The organism is Chryseobacterium ureilyticum (assembly GCF_900156735.1).
Classification (GTDB): domain Bacteria; phylum Bacteroidota; class Bacteroidia; order Flavobacteriales; family Weeksellaceae; genus Chryseobacterium; species Chryseobacterium ureilyticum.
This window is the reverse complement of record NZ_FTOL01000002.1, coordinates 392,334-415,728: the sequence shown is the minus strand read 5'-3', so window position 1 is coordinate 415,728 and position 23,395 is coordinate 392,334. Positions and strand designations below refer to the sequence as shown.

General features: G+C 34.9%; 14 protein-coding genes. 8 read left to right on the top strand and 6 right to left on the bottom strand.

Annotation, left to right across the window (positions count from 1 at the left end; translation table 11 throughout):
• Position 1 precedes the first annotated feature (1 nt).
• The 4 genes from tamL to ccoN all read right to left on the bottom strand — a co-directional run bounded on the left by tamL (position 2) and on the right by ccoN (position 10,847).
• The gene (tamL, locus tag BW983_RS08070; RefSeq protein ID WP_076551451.1) at positions 2 to 2,329 is read right to left on the bottom strand and encodes a translocation and assembly module lipoprotein TamL; all 2,328 of its coding nucleotides are present in this window, start codon (positions 2,327 to 2,329) and stop codon (positions 2 to 4) included.
• Positions 2,329 to 7,365 carry a translocation/assembly module TamB domain-containing protein gene (locus BW983_RS08065; protein WP_076551449.1) on the bottom strand — a complete coding sequence of 1,679 codons (5,037 nt, stop codon included), beginning with the start codon at positions 7,363 to 7,365 and terminating at the stop codon, positions 2,329 to 2,331. Before BW983_RS08065 ends, tamL begins: the two co-directional genes overlap by 1 nt.
• Positions 7,366 to 7,661: 296 nt before the next feature.
• On the bottom strand, positions 7,662 to 8,549 hold the full coding sequence (locus tag BW983_RS08060; RefSeq protein ID WP_076551447.1) for a cytochrome c: 888 nt from the start codon (positions 8,547 to 8,549) through the stop codon (positions 7,662 to 7,664).
• An 18-nt stretch (positions 8,550 to 8,567) separates the two neighbouring features.
• Positions 8,568 to 10,847, bottom strand: a complete 2,280-nt coding sequence (gene ccoN / locus BW983_RS08055; protein WP_076551769.1) for a cytochrome-c oxidase, cbb3-type subunit I — start codon at positions 10,845 to 10,847, stop codon at positions 8,568 to 8,570.
• 183 nt (positions 10,848 to 11,030) lie between these two features.
• Here ccoN and BW983_RS08050 point away from each other — a divergent pair, with 183 nt between their 5' ends.
• From BW983_RS08050 to BW983_RS08015, 8 genes are all read left to right on the top strand, one after another.
• Complete coding sequence (locus BW983_RS08050; RefSeq protein WP_076551446.1) at positions 11,031 to 11,333, top strand: helix-turn-helix domain-containing protein; 303 nt, start codon at positions 11,031 to 11,033, stop codon at positions 11,331 to 11,333.
• 212 nt (positions 11,334 to 11,545) lie between these two features.
• Positions 11,546 to 12,964: an amino acid permease gene (locus BW983_RS08045; protein ID WP_076551443.1), complete on the top strand. Its 1,419-nt coding sequence runs from the start codon at positions 11,546 to 11,548 to the stop codon at positions 12,962 to 12,964.
• Between the two features lie 85 nt (positions 12,965 to 13,049).
• Positions 13,050 to 14,012 (top strand): gliding motility protein GldB-related protein, encoded by a 963-nt coding sequence (locus BW983_RS08040; protein ID WP_076551441.1) that lies wholly within the window; start codon positions 13,050 to 13,052, stop codon positions 14,010 to 14,012.
• 137 nt (positions 14,013 to 14,149) lie between these two features.
• Positions 14,150 to 14,938: an AraC family transcriptional regulator gene (locus tag BW983_RS08035; RefSeq protein WP_076551439.1), complete on the top strand. Its 789-nt coding sequence runs from the start codon at positions 14,150 to 14,152 to the stop codon at positions 14,936 to 14,938.
• 73 nt (positions 14,939 to 15,011) lie between these two features.
• Positions 15,012 to 15,626: a hypothetical protein gene (locus BW983_RS08030; protein ID WP_076551437.1), complete on the top strand. Its 615-nt coding sequence runs from the start codon at positions 15,012 to 15,014 to the stop codon at positions 15,624 to 15,626.
• A gap of 4 nt (positions 15,627 to 15,630) precedes the next feature.
• Positions 15,631 to 16,725, top strand: coding sequence for an agmatine deiminase family protein (locus BW983_RS08025; RefSeq protein WP_076551768.1), 1,095 nt, complete (start codon positions 15,631 to 15,633; stop codon positions 16,723 to 16,725).
• Positions 16,726 to 16,930: 205 nt separating this feature from the next.
• Positions 16,931 to 17,563 (top strand): HdeD family acid-resistance protein, encoded by a 633-nt coding sequence (locus BW983_RS08020; RefSeq protein ID WP_076551435.1) that lies wholly within the window; start codon positions 16,931 to 16,933, stop codon positions 17,561 to 17,563.
• Positions 17,564 to 17,706: 143 nt separating this feature from the next.
• Positions 17,707 to 18,105: an ACT domain-containing protein gene (locus tag BW983_RS08015; protein WP_076551433.1), complete on the top strand. Its 399-nt coding sequence runs from the start codon at positions 17,707 to 17,709 to the stop codon at positions 18,103 to 18,105.
• 247 nt (positions 18,106 to 18,352) lie between these two features.
• Here the strand turns inward: BW983_RS08015 and BW983_RS08010 are convergent, their stop codons facing one another.
• Both BW983_RS08010 and BW983_RS08005 read right to left on the bottom strand, forming a co-directional pair.
• The gene (locus BW983_RS08010; protein WP_076551430.1) at positions 18,353 to 18,553 is read right to left on the bottom strand and encodes a hypothetical protein; all 201 of its coding nucleotides are present in this window, start codon (positions 18,551 to 18,553) and stop codon (positions 18,353 to 18,355) included.
• A gap of 11 nt (positions 18,554 to 18,564) precedes the next feature.
• On the bottom strand, positions 18,565 to 23,394 hold the full coding sequence (locus BW983_RS08005) for a CotH kinase family protein (protein WP_076551427.1): 4,830 nt from the start codon (positions 23,392 to 23,394) through the stop codon (positions 18,565 to 18,567).
• Between the last annotated feature and the right edge of the window lies 1 nt (position 23,395).

Below are 23,395 nucleotides of genomic sequence, written 5' to 3'. Positions count from 1 at the left end.
ATTAAAATGGATATCCGATGGCAATATTTAAAACAAGATTATCTTTTCTCCAGCTAGGATCTCCGAAATTGATTTTATCGAAGGCCCATCTGTCTCCCTTTTCATAATAAGGTACTCTCAATGGCATTGCTAAGTCAAGCCTTAAAACTAATATAGAAAAATCAAGTCTCAGACCAACTCCGGCTCCTACTGCAATTTCATTAAGAAAATCTTTTGTAAACTTTGCACCCGGTCTTGCATCATCATTATGGAGCAGCCAGATATTTCCGGCATCTACAAAAACGGCTGCATTTATGAACTTGTATAGGTTCGCACGGTATTCTGCATTTAATTCTAACTTAACATCTCCTGCTTGGTCGAAATAAGTTCCTGGTTTTATTGTTCTTGGATCAAAACTTCCCGGACCAAGTGTTCTTGCACGGAATGCTCTTATGCTATTACTTCCTCCTGAGAAAAACTGCTTGGAGAAAGGAACAAATTCTGAGTTTCCATAAGGATAAGCAATTCCTCCAATGAATCTTGTAGCCAATGAAGATTTTTCTGTAAACTTATAGTAGAACCTGAAATCATTTTCAATTTTAGCGTATTGACTGAAAGGAATACCAAAAATATTTTTTTCTTTATCCTCTTTTACATTAGCTCCACTCACTAAGCCTGAAATATTTCCTGCAAGATCCAGAGTACCTTTATAATAAAAAGTATTCTTTTTAGGCAGCATGGTATTGGTATAAGTATATGAATAAGTAGGTCCGAAAATAAGCTGTCTCTGTACAATCCTTTGCATAGCTGGATTGTTAGTGGCGTCGGCATCATATTTTGCGGTAACCTTTTGTGGAGAAACAAGGGTAATATCAATCACTTTCAGTTCATGTTCCTTTCTTGCATTTTCTTTCCATAAATACCCGAATGAAGCTGTGAAATTATTAAGGGTATAATATTGCGTTCTGTTTTGGAATTCATAACCCAATGTAATATTTGTCCTCGGAACAAACTCACTGGAAGAATGAAAACGGAATGGTGCTACAATTCTCGGAATCGAGAGCTGAACATTTGTTCCGGCACGGAAAATATTATTGGCATCCTGAGCACCTCCCATCTGGAAATCAAAAGCTCCGAAAATTGCTGCTTTAAACTGTTCCGCACCTCTGAAGAAATTTCTGTGTGTCCAGTTCAGGTTAAGCTCACTACCTGCATAATTGGCAGAGTTTGTTCTTCCCAAAGCTTCAAGCCTTAAAGACTGAATTTGTCTTGGTGTTAATAAATAATAAGCATCAAATTTATGATTTAAAGAATCAGAAGTCACAAATTCATTTTTTACGAATTTAAATACTCCCAGACTGATCAATCTGTTTAAGGAAAGATTATGATTGGAACGATTATAAAGATCTCCCTGTTTGAAATATAAAGCCCTGTCGAAAATTTTCGGTTTGAACTTATGTTGTGGATCAATGACGTAAATATCATCAAATGCGTATTTACTCAGGGAATCTTTATTCATCGGAATACTGTATTTTCCCTCTTTTACATCCTGAATATTATAATTCGGGAAGACAATAACCTTATCAATACTGAACTGTTGAGTCGCTAAATCAGGCGTATTATCCTTAAGCTTTACATTCAATTCTACTTTATGGTTTTTATTTACCGTACTGTCTGCCTGTACAATGATATTATCCGGATGGAAATAATAAAACCCTCTTTCTTTTAAACTGTTATCAATTCTTTCTCTTTCCGCTTTGATAACGTCAAGATCAAATGGTTTTCCGTTTTTAAGAAGAGTTTTTCCAGCTAAATTTTGAATTTCCTGATTAACAAGGGTAGAGTCTTTTTGAAATTTAACTCCATCTACCAAATATCTTGCTCCAGGTTTTAAGGTATAAATTACTTTTGCCTTTTTATTTTTTGAAACAGTATCATAAGTAGCCTGTGCATTGAAATATCCTTTGTTTTCAGAATAATTTTGAATGATATCTTTATTGAATTCACGATCTACATCTCCCAATAATACAGGCTTTTCACCCATTTTATATTTAAGCCAGTAATTAAATCCTTTATCCTTTTTAGGCTCTTTGGCAATATTGTAAAAATAAAGCTTAGGACGCATACCCAAAAATGTAGAATTCGGTTTTGGAGTAAGGTTGGCTTCAAGTGCAGCCTGAAGATCTTTCTTTTCTTTCTTTGAAATAGTGTCACTTTCAATCTTTACCTCAGCGCCGGTGTAAAGCATTTGGTTTTCCTTCAAAAACCTTGTATTGCTGCACGAAACTACTGCCGAAGTTAATCCGGAAACCAACAGATATTTACAGTATGTATGAAATGTATTATTCATTATTTAAATTCTACCACTTGATTGTTTTGATTCTTTTTAGGCTTCTTTTCTTTTGCTTTGGATTTTTCAAAAATCTCACGGAATTTGTCATAATCCAACGTGATGATAAATCCAACACCAGTCTCTATGATCTGCCCCTGAAGAGCTACCTGATATTCATCTTTACGATAAGCACGAAGCATGTACCTTCCGTCTTTGGAAAGGCTGTAATCTACAGAAACATTTCCTGCAATATTGGTCATATTTTCATTCTGACGTGCTTGTCCTTCCAATCCGAAATTACTTCCCACCGTTACTTTCAGCCTGTCGTTTAATAATTTTTTACTGATGTCCACATTCAGGTCAGTTCTTGTATTTTTCTGTCCTGTAGAATAATCTTCTGATGAATCAAGACCAAAATTAAGGTCAACACCTTTGATTAATCCCGAAGCAAGGTTATTCAATTGCTGAGAAAGAATTTTACTCACACTCTGTCTTGCCATAGTTTCAGCGGACATTCCTGCGCCACTTTCAAATGGATTTTCCCCGATGAAACGGTTCAAAAGAAGTAAAGCGAATACCTGTTTATTCAATTCAGATTCCTGAGTTCTAAGCTGTGCCAGTTTCTGATCAATAACATCTTTTACATTGGTTGATATGGAGTTATTTTTCTCTTCCGTCGTAATATCAAAACTTAGTTGAGGCTTTAACAGTTCTCCTTTCATTTTCAGTAAAGCATTAAATGGGATCCTCTGCTTAAACTGATTAATAAGTGATGCACTTCCGTCACCGCTTACCTGTTGTTCTACAAGATCAATAGGAGCAGCTTCCGTTTTATAAACTGCAGTAATGTCCATTACAGCCATAGTAGGTTCACCCGTCCAGGTAATGGTACTTCCTTTCTGAATATCAAATTTTCTTTTCAGGAAGCTTACCGAAAGATCATAGCTTCCTTTGTTCACTTCATAAACTCCTACCAATGTTGTTTTCCCTGAAGGATCAATTCCACCGGTTAATTCTGCTTCTCCCTGAAGCTGTACGAAATCTCCATTAGCTTTATCAATAACGATTGATAATTTCGCTTCTTTACTTACTTCGATATTAACGCTGACATCCATCCCCTGGATACGACTTTGCGCATTAAGAGAATCTGTTTTGATGGTTTTATTTAAAACGACCTGATCCTGATCTACAAACTCTACAATTCCATCTCTTTCCTGTAATGAAGGATTAGATTGTGGCAGGACAAAAGTGAAATCCGTGTTGTCAGCAACACTTAATCTACCGTCTACTTTTGGTAAGTCAAGGTTTCCACGGATATGAAGTCCTGCATCAATAGCAAGAATTCCGTACATCATGGCATCGTTGGATTTTTGCGAGTTAACTACTTTGAAATCTTTAGCATTAACATTCAGATTAAATGCAAAGTCTCTGTAGGTTTGTGTAAGAACTTGCCCATCCACCACCAAAGCATTTCCGTCTTTGTCTTTGATTTTAAATTTATCAAACTCAATCCCACGGTTTGTAAAGTCTATCTCATCATTCAGCTTTCTGAAATCACTTCCGGTTTTCGCTATTTCCAGCCCTGCATCATTAAATTTTACTTTTCCCAGAATATTAGGCTTATCGGTAGTTCCCGTGATTTTAAGGTTTCCGGAAAGATAGCCTTCCGTATTGGTAATTGCATTCATCGAGAAACCTTGAATGCTCTTCATCTGCAATTGATAGATTGCCATATTCAGGTCGAAAGAACTGGAAGCTGTATTGTAATCACCAAGAATTCTTACATCGTTATTGTTACCTGAAAGAGCAATGTCAGCATTTAAAAGTTTCGGTGAAGAATTGTTCACTTTTACGGCAAGATTTCCAACAGGACTTCCGTATACAATAAGGTTGGATACATTCAGATCAGAAGTGAAGGTCATATCCTTCATCACATCTCTGAGCTGAGCCGTTCCGTTGATAGTTCCTCTTGCAAGTACTGTATCCTTTTTTATAAGTTCAGTAATGGTTTCTATTTTAAAATCTTTCAGGGCGATGTTCAGAGGGCTACTTGGGCTATTGCTTTCCGATTGAATGGAAATTTCACTTCCGCCATTGCTCAGAATAAAATTATCTGCTAAAATTCCTTTGTTGCTGATCTGTATTTTATTGTTTTCGGCAATATTCCAATCTGCATAGTTTAGTTTTAAACCATTCGGATTTAAAGAAATTTCCGTAATGTCATTCAAAGATTTTGCATTTCCGGCAATAAGGAAACGGGTGACATCTTTATCATCTTTTGTGGTTGCATTATAATTGATTGTATTATCAGCAACATCACCATTAATATCAATTTTGTTGATTGTGAAACTTGAACTTTTTAAAGCAGCAACGTTTAGACTGTACTGTAATGCCTGATTTTCATTGGTGACTTTTAATATTCCTTTTTCGATGGTATTTTCACCATACAATAGTTGTGGAATTTGCCCGTCTATTTCAATTTTCTGAGAATCGGCATCATAATTTCCGTTTAAGTTAATCGTTTCAAAACTTTTCAGTTCCGGTACAAATTTTCGGATCAAGTCATCATTTTTAATCTTTGCATTAAAGGCAAAATGCTGTCCCGGATCAATTTTATTGGTTTTGTCAGGCTTTTGAAACTGATAATACTGGTTAATAGTTTGTGTTAAAGCACCAAATATTTGGGTAAGCTTATATTTACCTTTCAGTTCAATATCGGCAACCTGAGAGTTGAAAATTATCTGCGTAGAATCTGTAGTGGAAGATGCTTTAAGATTCATTTCCTGTACAGGATATACTTCTTTGGTATCGGAAAAAGCAAAATCTTTAAGGTTTAAATAACCGTTCAGATTATTAGGGTCTAGGCTTGTAAAGTCTCCGTCTATTTTTCCTGCAAGGATCATAGGTTTCTCATAAAATCCAAGTTTGTTGACATCAAGCTTGATGACCTCACCGTTCACCTTAACAGTAGGATTTTTCTCATCATAAATACCGGAAGCAGTCAATAATAAATCAGCATTCGGATCTTTTGAATTCAAAACAACATGATAAGCTCCTTTGTTGATCTTACCTGTTAAATTCATATTCTGATAGCGGTATCCTTTATAAACAGCGGAAGCTACATGACCTTTTAAGTCTGCATTAGCATTTTTAAAGTCAAAACTTTCTCCTTTTGCAGAAATCTGTGCGGTAATAGCTCCTATATCTTTATTTTGAATGATTTTTCCAACCTGTACGCCTTGCAGATTGGCTTTTACATCATATAATTCATGATTTTTTCTGCGCATGTCCACATCAGCAACAATTGCCGCATTTCCAAGGGTAGAGTAGAGGTTGAGGTCCGTATTTACCATTTTAGTGGTTCCTTTTGCATTTCCTTTTACACTGAAGCTTGAAGGTAGGCTAATATTGGAAGGAATGGTATTTTTCGGAACCAGATTGAAGATTGTTTTAGCACTGGAAGAAAACTCACCAATCCTTACATCATAGTATAATTGATCAGGATTCATGGCATTCTTGATTTTTCCGGATGCAATGACTCTCAATTGATCCAAACCTGAAACTTTAAGATCCTGAATCAAAAGATCATTCACTGTACCTTTGACGTTTGCATTGACATTCAGAATGGCATTTGGATATTTATTGAAAGGAACTGTATTTTTTAAAGTAGGAACCAGGTTCAAAATATCTGAAAACCCGATTTTTGAATCTTTGATATTGGCTGAAATCTTTACTGCTCCAAGATTATTAGTCAGTTGATCAATGGACGTATAGTTTAAAATAACCTCATCACGCAGCAATGTCTTGGGAGTTTGCAGATACAAATCTTTCAGATATGCTTCTTTTTCCGCATAGACAAAATCTGTATTGAATCTTTGAATATCTAAGCCTTTTGCTTCCTGAATTTCTGCTGAATTAACAGTTCCGGCAAAGGTATTATTCTCCATTTTGAAGCTTCTAATTTCCGTATTCAGTTTAGAAAAATTCAGATGATTGAAGTCTATTCCCTGTTTGGTAGGAGCAATGGCGGTATTGTTGTAAGTGGCTTTTACATCATTCAGGACAAGTTTTCCTAAAAGAAGTTTCATGGCTTTATCCTGATCGGATGCTTTTGAAATCTCCTGTTCTTTTTTATCTTTTGGATTGGCATTTTGTGCCGGAAGGTAAAGATTTGCATTGATGTCTGCTCCGGAAAGAAAAACATTGGCAACATTGAAAGAATTATTTTCAAGATCAAGTTTGTTCACTTTTGTACTTAATTCTTTGAATAAAACTTTCGCAAAAGTCTTGGTGTTTTCATCGCCGTAATCAATATCGAAGTGAGTAAGCTTGATTCCTCTTAAACCAATATTCATCGGTTTTTTTTCATTGAGTGAATCTACTTTTTTCTCAACCTTTTTGGAAACTTCTTCTACAATTCCCTGCTTTAACTTTAATTTTAATCCATCAAGGTTAATATCATTTACCGCGTAAGTGTTTTTATTGAGATCGAATTTTTTTACTTTCGTATCAAAGGATTTGAAATAAAGATTAATGTCATTTTTCGATTGCTGATCATTAAATGTGATTCCAATATCTTTTAAATTGATTTTATCCAGAGAAATAATGAATGGCTTGGAAGGGCTTTCTTCTTTATCATTTGTAGCAAAAGCATCGATGATATAATCGAAATTAAATTTACCATCTGGTTTTCTTACCACATTTGCACGAGCGCCTTCTAAATCTACAGAGGTAATATCTGCTGTAGAATTGATAAGCTTTAGCATGTTTAATCCAACGTCCAGTTTTTTTACGGCTAAAAGGGTGTCAACGTCTTGTCCTTTGAGATAAAGGTTTTCCATGACAAGGCTGTTGGGAAACCCGATGTAAACTCTTTCCAGGCTTACTTTGGTGTTAATTTTTTTCTCAAGATAAACGACAAGTTTATCTTTAATGAAATTTTGAACGGCGGGAAGTCTTAAGCTCAGTATCAATAGGGTAAGAAGAACCAATATTGAAATAAAGGTTATTGCAATACGCCTTAAGAGTTTTGAGGTGTTGATTTTTAGTTTCAAAAGCGATGTGGTTTCTAACAAAGATAATAATACTTATTTTATTCGGTCTTTGTTGTGGTACCATTTTCGAATGCAAAAATCCTGCCTTGGCTGCCTTATTATGGAATTTTTAGTTGTGTAGTTGTCAAGTGAATAGTTGAGTAAGACGAGCCAAGGTGCGGATTTTGTTTTTTAAAAAGCCCCCTTTAAATCATTTTTTAATGTTGAAAAGGTTAGTTAGCAAAAATGAAAATTCAAATGTTAATGTAGTTGTAAAGGGGGCTTGGCATGGTTTGTATTAATCAGATAATAATCTTCTAGTTGTTTCCGTTTTCCCATTTCACCTCTTCTCCCTGAGGAGCGGCACCACCCTGCGCTGGTGTAATAGGAGCGGTTTCCTGGTTGATATGGTAAATGTAAGCTGCGATTTTTTCAGCATCTCTTCCTGTAATAGTTCCGTCTTTGATGAAAGGTCTCATGGTAGGGTTATTTGGAGAACCGTTTTCAAGCATCCAGAAAACATTTTTGAATAAGCTTTTTTCTTTGATGTTGATCCAGTGTGTATCGGTAAGATTAGGACCGATACCTCCTTTTCCGGCATCTCCGTGACAGGTTACGCAGTTGGTTTTGAAAAGCTCCTGACCTTCTGCGATATTGTCTGCACTGTATTTTGCAGATTCCAGGTTGATCTGGGGTGCCGTTTTTTCATACTCTTCTATAGAGGCAAGCATTGTCTTTGTTTCTTTGGTATATTCTGCATCCGGGTGAGCGTAATCTGTAAAGGCATAAGCCGTCAAGTACACTACGCAGAAGATACATCCGAACCAGAACAGACCGATCCACCATTTCGGAAGAGAGTTGTCAAGCTCTGTAATTCCGTCGAAACCATGATCAATAAGAATATCTTTTTCTTCTGTTGCAGACTGCTTTTTGAAGGCAGAGTTCCATAATTTCTGATAGTAAGGAACTTTCTTCTCCTCCAGATATTGTTTTTTCTCTTCTTCAGATAATCTGCTGAAGCTTTCATTCTCAATCATGTCTCCAATAGAATGCATGATCATCAGAAGGATAATAGCTATCAATATCAACGCCCAGAAAAATGGTGAAGAAAAGTATCCTGAATCACTGGCGAACATTTCAAACGCCATGATCGTTAAACCTATCGTTGTTGCGATATATATTGAAATGGGGGTTCTCGTTTTCATTACATTAATTTTTAATGATTACTCTGCACTTGCTGTTTGGATTTGTGTTGTCTTGATATCAGTACCTAGTCTTTGCAGGTAAGCGATCATTGCAACAATTTCTCTTTGTTCAAGCGGAATATAAGCTGCTCCTTTTGCTATTTTTTCTTTAGCCATCTGATCTCTTACATCGGTAGCTTCGGAGTAAATTCTCTTTACAATAGCTTTTGACTGGTTGTCTGCCCATTGATCGGCTGAATCAATCTGTGCTTTTGTATATGGAACTGCAAATGAATTTTTCATTAATTTTATTTTGTCCACCATTTGTGAACGATCCAGTTTATTGGTAATTAACCATGGGAAACGTGGCATAATAGAACCAGCAGAAGTAATTCTTGGGTTGTACATGTGTTTAAAGTGCCATGAATCCGGGTTTCTGCCTCCTTCTCTGTGAAGATCCGGTCCGGTTCTCTTAGATCCCCATAAGAATGGTCTGTCGTATACAAATTCCCCTGCTTTAGAGTATTGTCCGTTCTTCCCTTCAAATCTTAATACTTCATCACGGAAAGGACGGATCATCTGAGAGTGGCAAGAGTTACATCCTTCTCTGACATATAGGTCTCTTCCCTCAAGCTCTAATGGTGTATAGGGCTTCACTGCGGTAATATTAGGAACACTTTGCTTCAGTGATAGTGTTGGAATGATTTCCACAAGTCCTCCGATTGCTATCGTAATAAAAGCTAATACAGCAAGCAGAGTAGGGGTTCTTTCTAACCAAAGGTGTACGCCTTCGCCTTCTTTTCTTGTCCCTCCGATATTGGCTAATGCCGGAGCTTCTGCAGGTACTTCTTTCTGGAATGAACCAATCTTAATAGTCTTGATCACATTGACTACCATTAAAATAGCTCCTGAAAGATAAAGAATACCTCCTAAGAATCTCATTTTAAAGTATGGAATGATCGCTGTAACGGTATCTAACCAGTTTTTCCATAATAAGGTACCGTCCGGGTTGAATTGTTTCCACATCAATCCCTGTGTGAATCCTGAAATATACATTGGTACTGCATAGAAAATGATTCCTAATGTTCCTAACCAGAAATGCCAGTTAGCTAGTTTTACAGACCAAAGTTTTGTTCTCCACATGATCGGAACCAGATAATATACTACCCCGAATGCCATGAAACCATTCCATCCAAGAGCTCCTAAGTGTACGTGCCCAATAACCCAGTCTGTATAGTGCCCGATTTTATTTAAAGATTTTGTTGCTAATAAAGGTCCTTCAAAAGTTGCCATACCATAACAAGTAACAGCTACTACGAAGAATTTAAGAATAGGGTTTTCTCTTACTTTATCCCATGCTCCTCTTAAGGTAAGAAGACCGTTTAGCATACCACCCCAAGACGGTGCAATCAGCATGATAGAGAAACCTGTACCTACAGCCTGTGCCCAAGCTGGTAATGCTGTATATTGCAGGTGGTGAGGTCCTGCCCAAAGATAAACGAAGATTAATGACCAGAAGTGAATAATAGATAATTTGTATGAGAATACCGGTCGTTGGGCTGCTTTAGGCATAAAGTAATACATCAGACCTAATACAGGGGTGGTTAATACGAATGCAACCGCATTGTGACCATACCACCATTGTACTAATGCATCTTTTACACCTGCATATACAGAATAAGATTTCCAGCTTGTGAAAGATAAAGGAACTTCAAGGTTATTGAAAATGTGAAGCATTGCTACGGCAATCCATGTTGCCATATAGAACCAGATAGCTACATATAAATGTCTTACCCTTCTTTTAGCAATGGTTCCGAACATATTGATCCCGAATACTACCCATGAGAAAGTAATTAATATATCAATTGGCCATTCATGTTCAGCATATTCTTTAGAAGTATTGATTCCCATTAGGAATGTGATCACTACGGTAACAATCATAAACTGCCAAGACCAGAAGTGAATCCATGAAAGCGTATCACTATACATTCTTGTTTTCAGCAATCTCTGCATACTGTAATAAGCACCACAGAAGAAGGAATTACAAACAAAAGCAAAAATTACGGCACTCGTGTGAAGCATTCTGATCCTTCCGAATCCCATCGCTCCTTGTGTATTGATAAGTCCCTGAATATTTCCCGAAGCTAAACTTTTAATCGTTGTATCATCCGTACCGAATAAAAATTCAGGTAATTCAGGATAAAAAAGCATCAAAGCGGCAGTAAGCCCCAGCAGAAATCCGACGAGTCCGAATACGATAGTTGCATAGAGGAATGCCCTGACAATATTATTGTCATAGTTAAATTTTTGCGTCTCCATAAATTCCAATAGTGTTTACCGAAGTGATATTTGCTCTGAAAATGGTTTATTTTTCGCCGTTTTCTATGTTAAAAGTAAATATCATGTAACGTGTATAATGTTTTGCCAAAGGTATTTATTAACTTTGTTGGAGGCTAATAGATAATCTTCTAAAATATACCGAAAACTACTAAAACAAAAACGATGAAAATATGTGGACAAAATATCAGGAAAATAAGAAGGAGTAGAGACCTTACTCAGGAATACATGGCTTTTGAAATGGGGATTTCCCAAAAAGCATATTCCGATATTGAAAACTCCAAAGTGAAAATTAACCTTGAGATCCTGACTAAGATTTCAGATATTTTAGACATCAAACCTTCCGATATCTGTAGTATTTCTCATAAATGTGGTACAGATGACGGATACGAAGATAAATACCAGGGACTTCTTGAGTATATGAAAAAGAATAATATTCCCATTCCGGAGGAACATTTGAAAAGATAGATTCATTCATATCTTATATAAAAATAATAAACCAGTCTTGACCGTTGGGTGAAGACTGGTTTTGTATTTATTTTCTTATTACCCCTATTGAAGGAAGGGGAACAATCTGTATTTTTTACTGTTTTTAATAGTGATGATTTATCAATTTACCCCATGGAATGTGAATTTCTGTGAAAAGTTTTTATATATTTAGCGACCGAATAATTGATTCAATGGACAACGAAAATAAAACAGGACAAAACGAGAATTTAGTTAGAGGATTAACAAATCGACATATACAATTAATTGCCCTTGGTGGTGCCATAGGAACAGGATTGTTTCTGGGAATTGGACCAGCAGCCGTACTGGCAGGACCATCTGTGATCTTAGGGTATGCTTTAGCAGGTATTATTGCCTTTTTTATCATGCGCCAGCTTGGTGAAATGGTTGTTCAGGAACCCGTATCGGGAAGTTTTAGCTACTTTGCATACAAATATTGGGGGAATTTTCCAGGATTTGCTTCCGGATGGAACTATTGGATTCTCTATATTCTCGTAAGTATGGCTGAGCTTACAGCAATAGGTCATTATATACATTTCTGGTGGCCCGAAATACCACTATGGGTTTCCAGTTTATTCTTTTTCGTGGTCATTAATGCCCTGAATCTAGCTTCTGTAAAAGTGTATGGAGAAACAGAATTCTGGTTTTCCATTATCAAAGTTGTCGCGATTATTGCAATGATTATTTTTGGAGTTTATCTTTTAATAAGCGGTACCGGAGGAGAAAAAGCGACAATTACCAATTTATGGAATGACGGTGGACTTTTTCCGAAAGGATTATTCAATAAAACGACAGAAGGATATTCCGGATTGTTTGCTGCTATGGCAATGATCATGTTCTCTTTTGGAGGTCTGGAACTGATCGGGATTACAGCTGCTGAAGCGAAAAACCCTGAAAAAACTATTCCACAGGCAACCAATCAGGTGATCTACAGGATTTTAATTTTCTATGTTGGAGCTTTAGTAATCTTATTCTCATTAAGCCCTTGGAGAGAAATTACAGAAGGTTCAAGCCCGTTTGTAATGGTTTTCCAAAATCTGAATGGTTTAGAATTCAGTCTTTTTGGTAAAGTAATTCAGTTCAATACATTGATTGCAAATGTTCTTAATCTTATTGTACTTACAGCTGCTTTATCTGTATACAACAGTAGTGTTTACAGTAACAGCCGTATGCTTTTCGGACTGGCTCAGCAAGGAAATGCACCGAAATTCCTGAAAAAATTAAATAAAAACTCAGTTCCAACCAATGCGATCATTATATCTTCATGTTTCGCAGGAATCTGTATTATCATTAATAAACTGGTACCGGAAAAAGCATTTCAGTATCTGATGGCTCTTGTAGTATCTACATTGATTATCAACTGGCTGATGATCTGCTATACTCACTTGAAATTTAAGCAATCGATCACTAAAGAAGGAGTTCAGTCAAAGTTCCCTTCTATATTTTATCCTATTTCCAATTATATCTGTATTGCCTTTTTAGTTCTTATTTTAGGATTGATGACTATTACAGGAATGGAAATTCAGGTGATTCTGATCCCGGTCTGGATAGGATTTTTGTTTGTCATGTATAAATTATACAAACCCAATTAATAGATTTTAAATACAATAAAAGATATGGTTTTTGGAAACTTTTTAGTAGTACAAAAACCATATTTTATTTTTAAAAGTGTCATTGATGAAGCATTTGTTTTTCTTTCTGTTCATATGTTTATTTCCCGTTTCTGGGGTTGCTCAGAAACATGACTTTAATATTTATATTGAAACTTCCGATATCCGGAATTTTTGGAAAGCCTATGATGAGGTTCAGAAGATAGAAAATACGGAAGAAAAAATATCAACATTTCAAAAACTATATATTGATAAGTCTACGGCTGGTTTAAAAGATTTTATTTCTTCAAGAAATTTTACTTCACAGCAGTGGATTGAGTCATTGACATCTAAACCTAAATTTTGGAATTCCATCAGAGGTAAGACTGAAAATATTGGAAAGGATTTTAAAAATATTAATACTCTTTATCAGCGTTTCAGTCAATTATATAAAGATTTTTCTCCTCCGAAGATCTACTTTACCATAGGAAACCTCAAAGGTGGAGGAACTGTTATTAAGGGAAATTTAATTATAGGCTCTGAACTTGCAGCTTCTGATGCTACGGTAGATTATTCCGAATTACCTAAAAACTATCAGGACAGAATGAAGATCAATTCAGGAATTATTTTTCTTACTGCTCATGAACTGGTTCACACTCAACAAAATTTAAAAGGGAATGAACAAACTAATTTATTGGGGCTTTGCCTGAAAGAAGGATCTGCTGATTTTATAGCTGAATTGTTGACTGGGAAAAAAGTAGAAGCACCTTATATTGATTACGGAATGGCTCATCAGGATATTGTATGGCAAAACTTTACAAAAGAGAAAGATGGATTTGATTTTCAAAATTGGCTATCCAATACATCAACGATCAAAGACAGACCGGCAGATTTGGGATATTTTATAGGATATATTATTACAAAAAGATTCTATGAAAACGCAAAAGATAAGAAAGTAGCAATAGATCAAATAATGAAATTGGATTTCAATAATACTTCCCAAACAGAAAAAAATTTAAGAGATTCGGGATATCAAACAGAGATGAAGTAAAATGATTCGTCAGCTTATTTTTCTTAATTTAGTATTGAATTTAAAATGAAGGCAAGGATATCTATTTAAAATATTCCAGCTTGATATTTTCATGAAAATAATCTTGTGACGATATAAGGAAAATAAAATTTTGAGCTATGCAGACTCATTTTAATGAGATACAGAAAATTGTTGACCATATTGAAGCAAACTTTGATAGGGAAGTGTCTGCTTATGAAATAGAGTCAATATCTCATTATTCTTATCGTAACTTCCAGCGTATTTTTTTCAAAATATTTAATGAAACAATTTCCGGGTTTCAAAAACGTCTACGTCTTGAGAATGCTTATAAAAAACTTATTTATACAGAAGATAGTATTTCTGAGATTGCATGGCAGGTAGGATATTTCAATATACAGTCATTTTCAAAAGCATTTAAACAACAATATTTTATTTCTCCAGCGGAAGCCAGAAAGCAGAAACAGGACATTTTTAAAAATTTTATAGAGAATCATAAAGTTGATCTGAAAGTTGAGATCAAATACAAAGATGCAATATCGGTTTACTGTAAATTTATTAAAGCAAAAGACTACAATAATCCTGAAATAGATGCATTATGGAAAGAAATAGAGCCAGAAGCTGAAATATTTGATGCAGCTTATGGAATTATCCGTGATCAACCTTTGATAACCAATCATTCACACTGTAGATATGGTGCCGCTGTAACATCTGATGAAACAGTTGAAGGACTTTTAAAAAGTGAAATTTTCGGTAAAAAATATGTTCGTTTTACACACAAGGGACCTTATGACCAAATTTTAGAAACGTACCGTTCATTTTATCACTTTTGGCTTGCCGAACCGCAGCTTTTGCTTGACAATTCCGACGTAATTGAAGAATACGAGGAATCAGAACTTACTCATATTTATTTTCCAATTTATTCTTAGAATGTCCTTTTAGGACAAAAATTCACTTTTTGAGCTTCTAATTTTGCAGCAGTAAAACGTAAGAAGACAAACAATGAAAAAAAATATATTATTCCTGATCTTGCTGCTTCCTTTAACTGGAAAAGCTCAGATTGCGGTTCAGACCTATGCAGGAAATAAAGAGGCAGAGATATTGGGAATTTATAGTAAAGATTTTAATTCCAGATGGAATTATTTTGCTTCAGGAACCATTGGCTACGATTATGATTCAAAAAAAGTAAACCCTGAAGTTTATCAGAATATTAATTATGGACTTGGAAAAAACTGGGGAGTATCTGCAGGAGTTCATATCTCAAAAGAAGACATAATGCCATCTGTGGGATTGGCTTACGGAAAAGAAAATGATGTTTTTGGAATTAGTGTTTTTCCTGCCTTTACGTATTCCACGGATGCAAAAGAATTTGGACTGGGGTTATATACTCTATTGGAATATACACCAAGAATCAATGATCGTCTAAATTTATATAGTATGCTAATCGTAGAGTCTGATTTTGGTTTTAAAGAACATCAGTTGAGCAGCCAGGTCATTCGTCTGGGATTAGAAAATAAAAAGAAACTGCAATGGGGAATAGGAAGTAATATTTCTCAGACAGGAAGCGGTTTTGAAACCGATATTAATTTCGGAGTATTTATTGGGAAAAAATTTTAATTATATGAACAAATTATTCACACTCACTTTCGTATTGAGTTTTATAGGAGCTATGGCACAGACTTATCATTTTCCGGAAGAATCTTCACGTCATGAAGGAACATGGCTGCAATGGCCGCATCATTATCAGCATGGTAAAACGTACCGTCAACGGGTAGAACAAACCTGGATTGATATGACGAAAGCTTTACAGTCTGGTGAGAAAGTTCACATCATTGCATATAATGCAGAGGAAAAAAGTAGAATTATCAAACTTTTAGAGGAAAATAAAGTTTCCCTGAAGAATGTGGATTTTAAAATTTATCCTACAGATGATGTTTGGGTGAGAGATAACGGACCTATTTTCGTTAAAGACAATAAAGGAAATGTATTGATTGAAGATTGGGGATTCAATGGTTGGGGTGAAAAATTCGATTTTGAAAATTGTGATGAAATTCCTCAGCGTATAGGAGAAGATCTTGGAATAAAAGTCATTGATTTGAATGAAGAGATGGTGAACGAAGGCGGATCTGTAGAAACGGATGGAAACGGAGTACTGATGGCATGTAAAAGCTCAGTGATCAGCCAGAAAAAAGGAGCTACTAGAAACAAAGGAATTACACAGCAGGAAGCCGAAGAAATGTTTGAAACCTATTATGGGGTATCCAAAGTGATCTGGCTGGACGGTGTCACCGGATTGGATGTTACCGATATGCACATAGATGGTTTTATGAAATTTGTAAATCATAATACCATGATCACAATGAAAGAAGATGATCTTTTAGATCTGGGGCTTTCTGATAAAGACATTAATACATTATATACAGCCTCTAATGTTAAAGGTAAAGAATATAAGAAAGTATACCTTCCGGCAACTAAAAATAAAGTCAAGACCGCTTATGGAAAGCAGTTAGATGAAAAAGGCTCTTATGTGAATTATTATGTTGCCAATAATGTTGTTCTGGTCCCGAATTATGGAGATGCAAATGATGAGATTGCCAATAAAATTATTCAGGAACAATATCCTGGTAGAAAAGTTATAGGAATAGATGTAAGAAACCTCTATGAAAACGGAGGAATGGTACATTGTGTAACACAGCAACAGCCTGCAGGAAACTAGTAAGTAAAAACCTGACTTAAGAAAAGCATCATATTAAGAAAAGTAGAATTAACTTTTGTTTTAATATGATGCTTTTTTCTTTTACTTTTTGTAAATTAGTAATAGAAATTATTCAAATTCAGGTGAATTTATGATCTGTTTTTGAGAAAATCCGGCGGACGAGCCGAACACCGCAATACAAAGTAGGCGCATTAAAAACACTTCTATGGCTAATTTATTTCAAACCTTGACTAATACCGTTAAACACTGGTATATTCCATTGATCTTTGGAATCCTATTTCTAATCTGTGGTTTTTATGTATTTAGTGTACCGCTTGCAACGTATGTTACCCTTTCCATCTTTTTTAGTGTCTCATTTCTGTTTTCCGGCATTACAGAAGTTTTTTTCTCCCTTCAGAATAGTAAATCTTTACAAGGTTGGGGCTGGTTTCTGGTAAGTGGTTTACTGACAACAGCAATTGGAGTTTATTTAATAGCCTATCCACAAATTTCAATGTCTATCCTGCCTTTCGTGATTGGGTTTACCTTGTTGTTCCGTTCTTTTCAGTTACTAGGTTTCGCTTTTGATCTGAAAAGTATGAAAATAAAGAGTTGGGGGAATGTAGCCCTTGCAAGTGCAGGTGGAATTATATTTTCTCTATTGTTAATATTTAACCCGATTTTCGCGGGAATTTCATTAGTTACATTGACGGGAGTCTCCTTTATTTTTATGGGAATAGCCTCCATTATGTTAGCTCTGGATTTAAGAAAGATTAAAAAGATCCCTGGAAAAGTAAGTCAGGAACTGAGAGATAAAATAAAGTCAATACAGGAAGAAATTGACGATCTTAAAAAGTAATTTAATAATCAAATGATAGTGAAGACCTCAACTGGAGGTCTTTTTTTATTTTGTCTTGATTTTTTATGGAAGTATATTGTATTTTTATCTCAATCATAAATAGGAGAGCTGTAAATACGTTTTCCACTAAAAAGCAATGAATTATGGAAGGTGAAGTGAACTTAAAGAATATTTTGAAAAATTTAAATCCGTTATTGAACGAAGGAAAGTATGTCTATTGTACCGTTGACAACATTAATGAGATTCCTTTTTTTAAAATTTTATTTCTGTTTAAAGAAACAGAAAGTATAACCGTTGTACTTAAAAAAGAAGATGCAGAAGCTATGAACTTAAGCTTTAGCTATGTAGCATCATGGATTACCCTTGAAGTTCATTCTTCTTTATCTGCCGTTGGTTTAACAGCAAAATTTTCACAAGCTTTAAGTGATGCAGGGATTAGTTGTAATGTTGTTGCTGCTTACTTTCATGACCATATTTTTGTGGATGAAAAGGATGCTGCAAAAGCTATTGAGATACTAAATGGTCTTAAAGAGTTGAATTAAAGGATATCAATTCTTTAAAAAACAAAAACCATCCTTAAAAAGGATGGTTTGTACTCAAAAGCGAACAAATATCGAAACAAATAGTTGAAGACCTTATAGTTCTATCAAAGCTTACATCATAAAAACACATTCGTAATTATAGTATTATTCTCACTGATTCGCCATTATATTCGGTCGTATTTTGAGCATATTGTCAGGACTAGTTATAAATTTCCGTTCAGGAAATAAGTAATAAATTGATCATCTTTTAATCAATTTCTTCTGTTTGAACCTCGATATCAATTTCTTCAAAATCATCGGGTTTTTCCTGAATTGGTTTTTCGAGCCGTATACCGTCGAGATAGTAAGTTGTTCCTAAATAGATTTCGGAGCCGAAAATAACCCCATCTATTTTTCTTCTAAAAACCTTACCTTCTTCTGAAGTAATTACATTGTCTTTTTGTATCATATTTTTATTTTTTATGTAATTGGGAAAATTCTTGCAGCGTGATAGCTCCAGTTGGTTGCCGTCTTGTATGCGTTTACACTTGCTGCGGGAACGTAAATTGTAACTAAGTTTGTATCGTGTCCTAGCGATACACTTAATAGGACAGGAGGAACCTCCGCTAAAATAGTTATTGAACTTGATTGAAATTTAAAACTTCCGTATGGATAAACAAATATTGCAGTATCTCCAAGATACTCCAAGCTAGCTGGCAAAATTATTTTGAGGCTATCTCCATTTTTATAAGGATCAATATAAATACCTCTTTTATAAATCTTTTTCAATGCAACACATCCACTAAAATCAAGAATATCTGCTCGATAATCTGGAAGAAAGTTAACATAGCTTTTGTCTTTATTTATATTAATCAAAGTACTACCACTAATATTACCAATTTCTGTAATGAATGGAAGGGAATAAATCCCATTGGAACCATACATATGGATAAACGAATTTATTTTAAAAATTTTCACATTTTTAAATAAATTAATATCTAAAGCAGCAGAGTTGAATGGGAAATTGCCTAATTCTTCAATATTGCTAAAATCGCCTGTTGGAATATAAATCGATGAAAGCATAGATACAGCATTGTCTCCTACTTTTTTCACACTTCCAGGCATAACGAAAACCTTAAATTCCTGACCATAAAAAGCTTGATTTCCTATTTCTTCTAAATTGATAAAAAACCTCGATTCAGGAAATGTCCCGCCAAAATTTTTGCTAGGGTATAAATTCTTATTAAAAGTATCATTGGCTATAACTTTCACAGCCCTAGCTTCATCAAAACTTATATGTCCATCACCTGTAGTATCATATAAGGCAGCTAATGCAGTTTCCCGACCAACGTATGAAAATTCTATATAGGTCAAAATATTGGTATATGTAAAGTGAAAATCAGGCCAATTGGCTTCCATAAAAATTTTATCATCATTATATATTGAAGTAAATTTCCAACTTCCTTCTACAATAGAATGAGGTATTGTATTTCCATTATCATCAATCCCTTTTGCACTAATAAGCTTATAAAAAGAATCGCTATTATCACTGCTTCCTACAAGATTATTGACACTAATTCTACTTATTTTCGTTAAACTATTGACAATAGTAGCTACATTTATTTTTGAACAGTTTTTAATATAAAGTGTGGTGATATTCGTTGGTGTAAAAACTAAATTTTGATTGGAAATAAAATTTTGATTGTCTAAAATAAGAGTATTGGCAGCCGTAGGGAGCACTAATGAATTTAGTAAACCACCTTTCGGCAACAGTACGGCACTTATTCCTGACCCCTCCGCGTACACGCTCTTTATTGCTGTACAGCCCGACAAGTCAACAGCTTGCGTGAGATTAGGACAATTCGAAATATCCAACTCTTCCAACAACGTATTATTTCCGACAAAAATATTTCGCAAATTTTGATTAGAATATCCAACGTTTTGACTCCCGATTCTTAATTTTGATAAATTCATCGCTTTTGAAACATCTAAAGTACCTAGATACTTTCCTGACAAATCTCCAAGATCTTTAATTGCAGAGGCACCATAGATAATAGTTTCTGTGTCGTTAAAAGTAATCGCCGGAGCTTGAACTAAGGATGAAATGTTTTTTCGCAATCGTGCCCTATTGATGTAAGAACCAAACTTAATTTTCGTATACCCGTCTTTCTGAGCCGTTAATAAGAAATTAGCATTTGGAGGAATGGCAGGCGTGCCCGAAGGTGTATAAAGTCGCATTGTGATATAATCAGATGAGAAAGTAGACGTGTCATACTTTCCGTCCATATATCTGAATCTATTTAATAACCAATAATTCCTGTGCGATTTTCTTGAACCTTGTGCGGGGTATAAGTAACTTCCGTTCCCGGCAACAACCAAAGGATCTATATATTTATATTTTGCATCTTCATTGAAAATACTTTCAGCCCATTTGTCAGATTCTAATGTATTAAAATAAGTATTACACTTATCATAAGTCAGAATTCCAGAAGTTCTCATTTGCTGATACAAAGCCGTAATTTCAGTATCAAAAGCAACTTCAACCAATTTCCAAAGCTCTGAAAGTGCGCCATTCCAGACAAAACCACTTCCTACTTGGTCGTGGGCTTCTACCCAATAATCATACACATTGTGACCTTCGTTATTAAGACCTAAAACCGTGTCATTATCATAAAATATAAGATACCAACGATTATTTCCTTGCGCATCCGGATACATCGCAAACATTTGATTTTTAGCGCGCTGATCTACCATTGCAAAAAACTCAGTGAATACATAATAAAACAGTAAAAACTGAATATTAAAATGATCTGGAGCCTCGGTTTTGAATTTTGAAGGATTATTTTTGCAACTCACAATCCATGTATGCAAAGCTTCAAGATTAGAAGTATCTTCATTGTCTTCCGGATATCTTCCCTCAAAATCATTTTTCCATAAATGCTTACCATTTCCATCTACACTTTGAAAATCTGTAGAAATAAATAATGTATTATCTGACGTATTGTTTAAAAATTCCCAGCATTCCTGACCACCTGTAAAACCTGTGGTTGCTTCATTCGACTTATCATTGTTGAAATTATATTTTCCGAGAAAAATACGCTCCGAATCTGGTGTAGCACGGTGGAAAATAAGCATCGGAAAACCATCCATCGTTGTTCTAATATTTGGATTTACCAATTGTGGAGGAACTAAATAGCCTAACTTATTCAAAGAATCTTGTGCAAGCCTCGCCAAACCAATGTTGTGAGAACCTGAAGACTCCATAAAATCGGCTTTAAAAGTAAATGTCTTTTCCGCCAATGAATTATCACGAAGCTTGTATTTTGAAGAATTTATTTCACCATTTTTAAAACCTCCATTAAATTTTATTTTAAAGTTTTTTCGGGGATAATATTGTGATGATGTACCCTGAACATCAATACTTGCATTTATATAAGAAAACGATTTTGTAGGATCTTGAGCATTTTCATACTCTCCAACAATTGTTTTTTTATCGCCTTTATAAGTTGGTAAATCTCCAACAATGGTTAAACATGGAATTGATTGTAAACATTTATCGTAGGACAAATTTCCGAATGCATCGTACAATTTATTTCTCTCGTATATGTTGACTTTTTCAACCAGGTTATCCATGTCAGCGATGTAATTTGACAACATCTGATCGGCGTTTAGATTATTATTATAAACCCTGATATTATATAGATTAATAGTACAATCACTGCTTCCAATGGTAATGTTTTGAGGTGCTTGTTGTAAAAAGCTGTCTAATGAATTATACTGATATAATGAAGATATAATTCCATTGATATACACAAATACCAATCTTTGATCTGCAACCTTTGTAACGACTACACTTACACGAATCCTTTCCTCTTCTTTAAAAAATATGGACGTACCTTCCTGCTCAGAACTGAACGAAAACGAATTTGAGGTAGCAATAAACCCAACATTTCCATTTTTACAAGAAAAAATAGTACTGTCACTGTTTTTTATATCTGAAGTTGAAAATTCAAATTCTAATGTTTTACCACCTGTTTTAAAATCATTTTCAAAAATTTTAAAAGGAATCTCAACCCTTGCATTTCCGCTCACTTTAAGCGCCACAGAACCCTTTGAATCTTGAATCCAACCATTGGTGCTGAAATCAAAATCAGTAAGAGTACATGATAAATTTTTATATTTCCATTCGTTTTTGTTAATCTCTGAATTGTTTCTGTTTCGGCTGCTTAAAAATAATTCCAAGCCTAACGTTTCGGCTTCTATCTGAATATCAAATGCTACTACAACTACTGAAGTATTTTTCGTGACATTGCCACATTTAAAAGTTACAGTGTGCGCACCTGAGTCCATAAATGTATAGGTGAACTTCTGCAAACTTCTATTTACTACCAATTCTGAAACCTTCACTCCATCGACCAAAATCTCAACATCGCTATAATTTGATGATGGTGAATACACCAGATATTCAATCGAAGCTGGAGCATATTGATTAGCAACAACATTATTTGCCGAAGAAACCAGAGGCGTTAAATTACCGGCAACAACACTGATGATATCTGTAAATAAATGATTGCTTTCAATGATCTCTCCTGACAAATCAGAGGTCATATAAACCTCTAAAATATGAACTCCGTGCGGCTGTGCAGGAATTTCATAAAGAAGCTCTTTGTTATTAATTGAAGTAACTACTGGCGGAAGATCTGATCCATTTAATTTGAAATGAATTGTCTTCTCTACATTCCCGGTTGGAATATATCGAAAAATGATGGGTCCTGAATTAATAGTGGTCTTGTCGTATGTAGTACTTAAAGCAAGTGCTATTGTTTGAATATCATATTTTAATTTCCTATTATTTCCATAACTATCGGTGATACTAAGCGTTATTGTATTATCTCCCGCCAAAATATATGATGTGATATCTATCTCATTGACTCCCTGATTAATGTTTTTATTAAATAGGATTGTATTTCCCTTTACAATACTCGCAGTTCCTCCGCCAGTCTCACTACCATCAACGCTGTCGATGGATGACCATGAAAAGACTAGTTTAACTTCGCTTCCAAATGATTTTACGAACGATGCAGGTATTTCAGATTTTGCACGGAAAACAATTCCATTGCCTCCTCCGGTTCCTCCACCAGTTCCGTATTCACTTTCTGACTTTTCTCCTAAAGCTGAATATGCAATCTGTTTAATGATTTTTCCATCTTCATTTTTAATGAAGAACATCACGGGATAAATGAAGTTATCTGCAACTTCTTTATCTGATCTTTCATAATTTGTAAAATAAATTCTTCCTGTATATCTCATT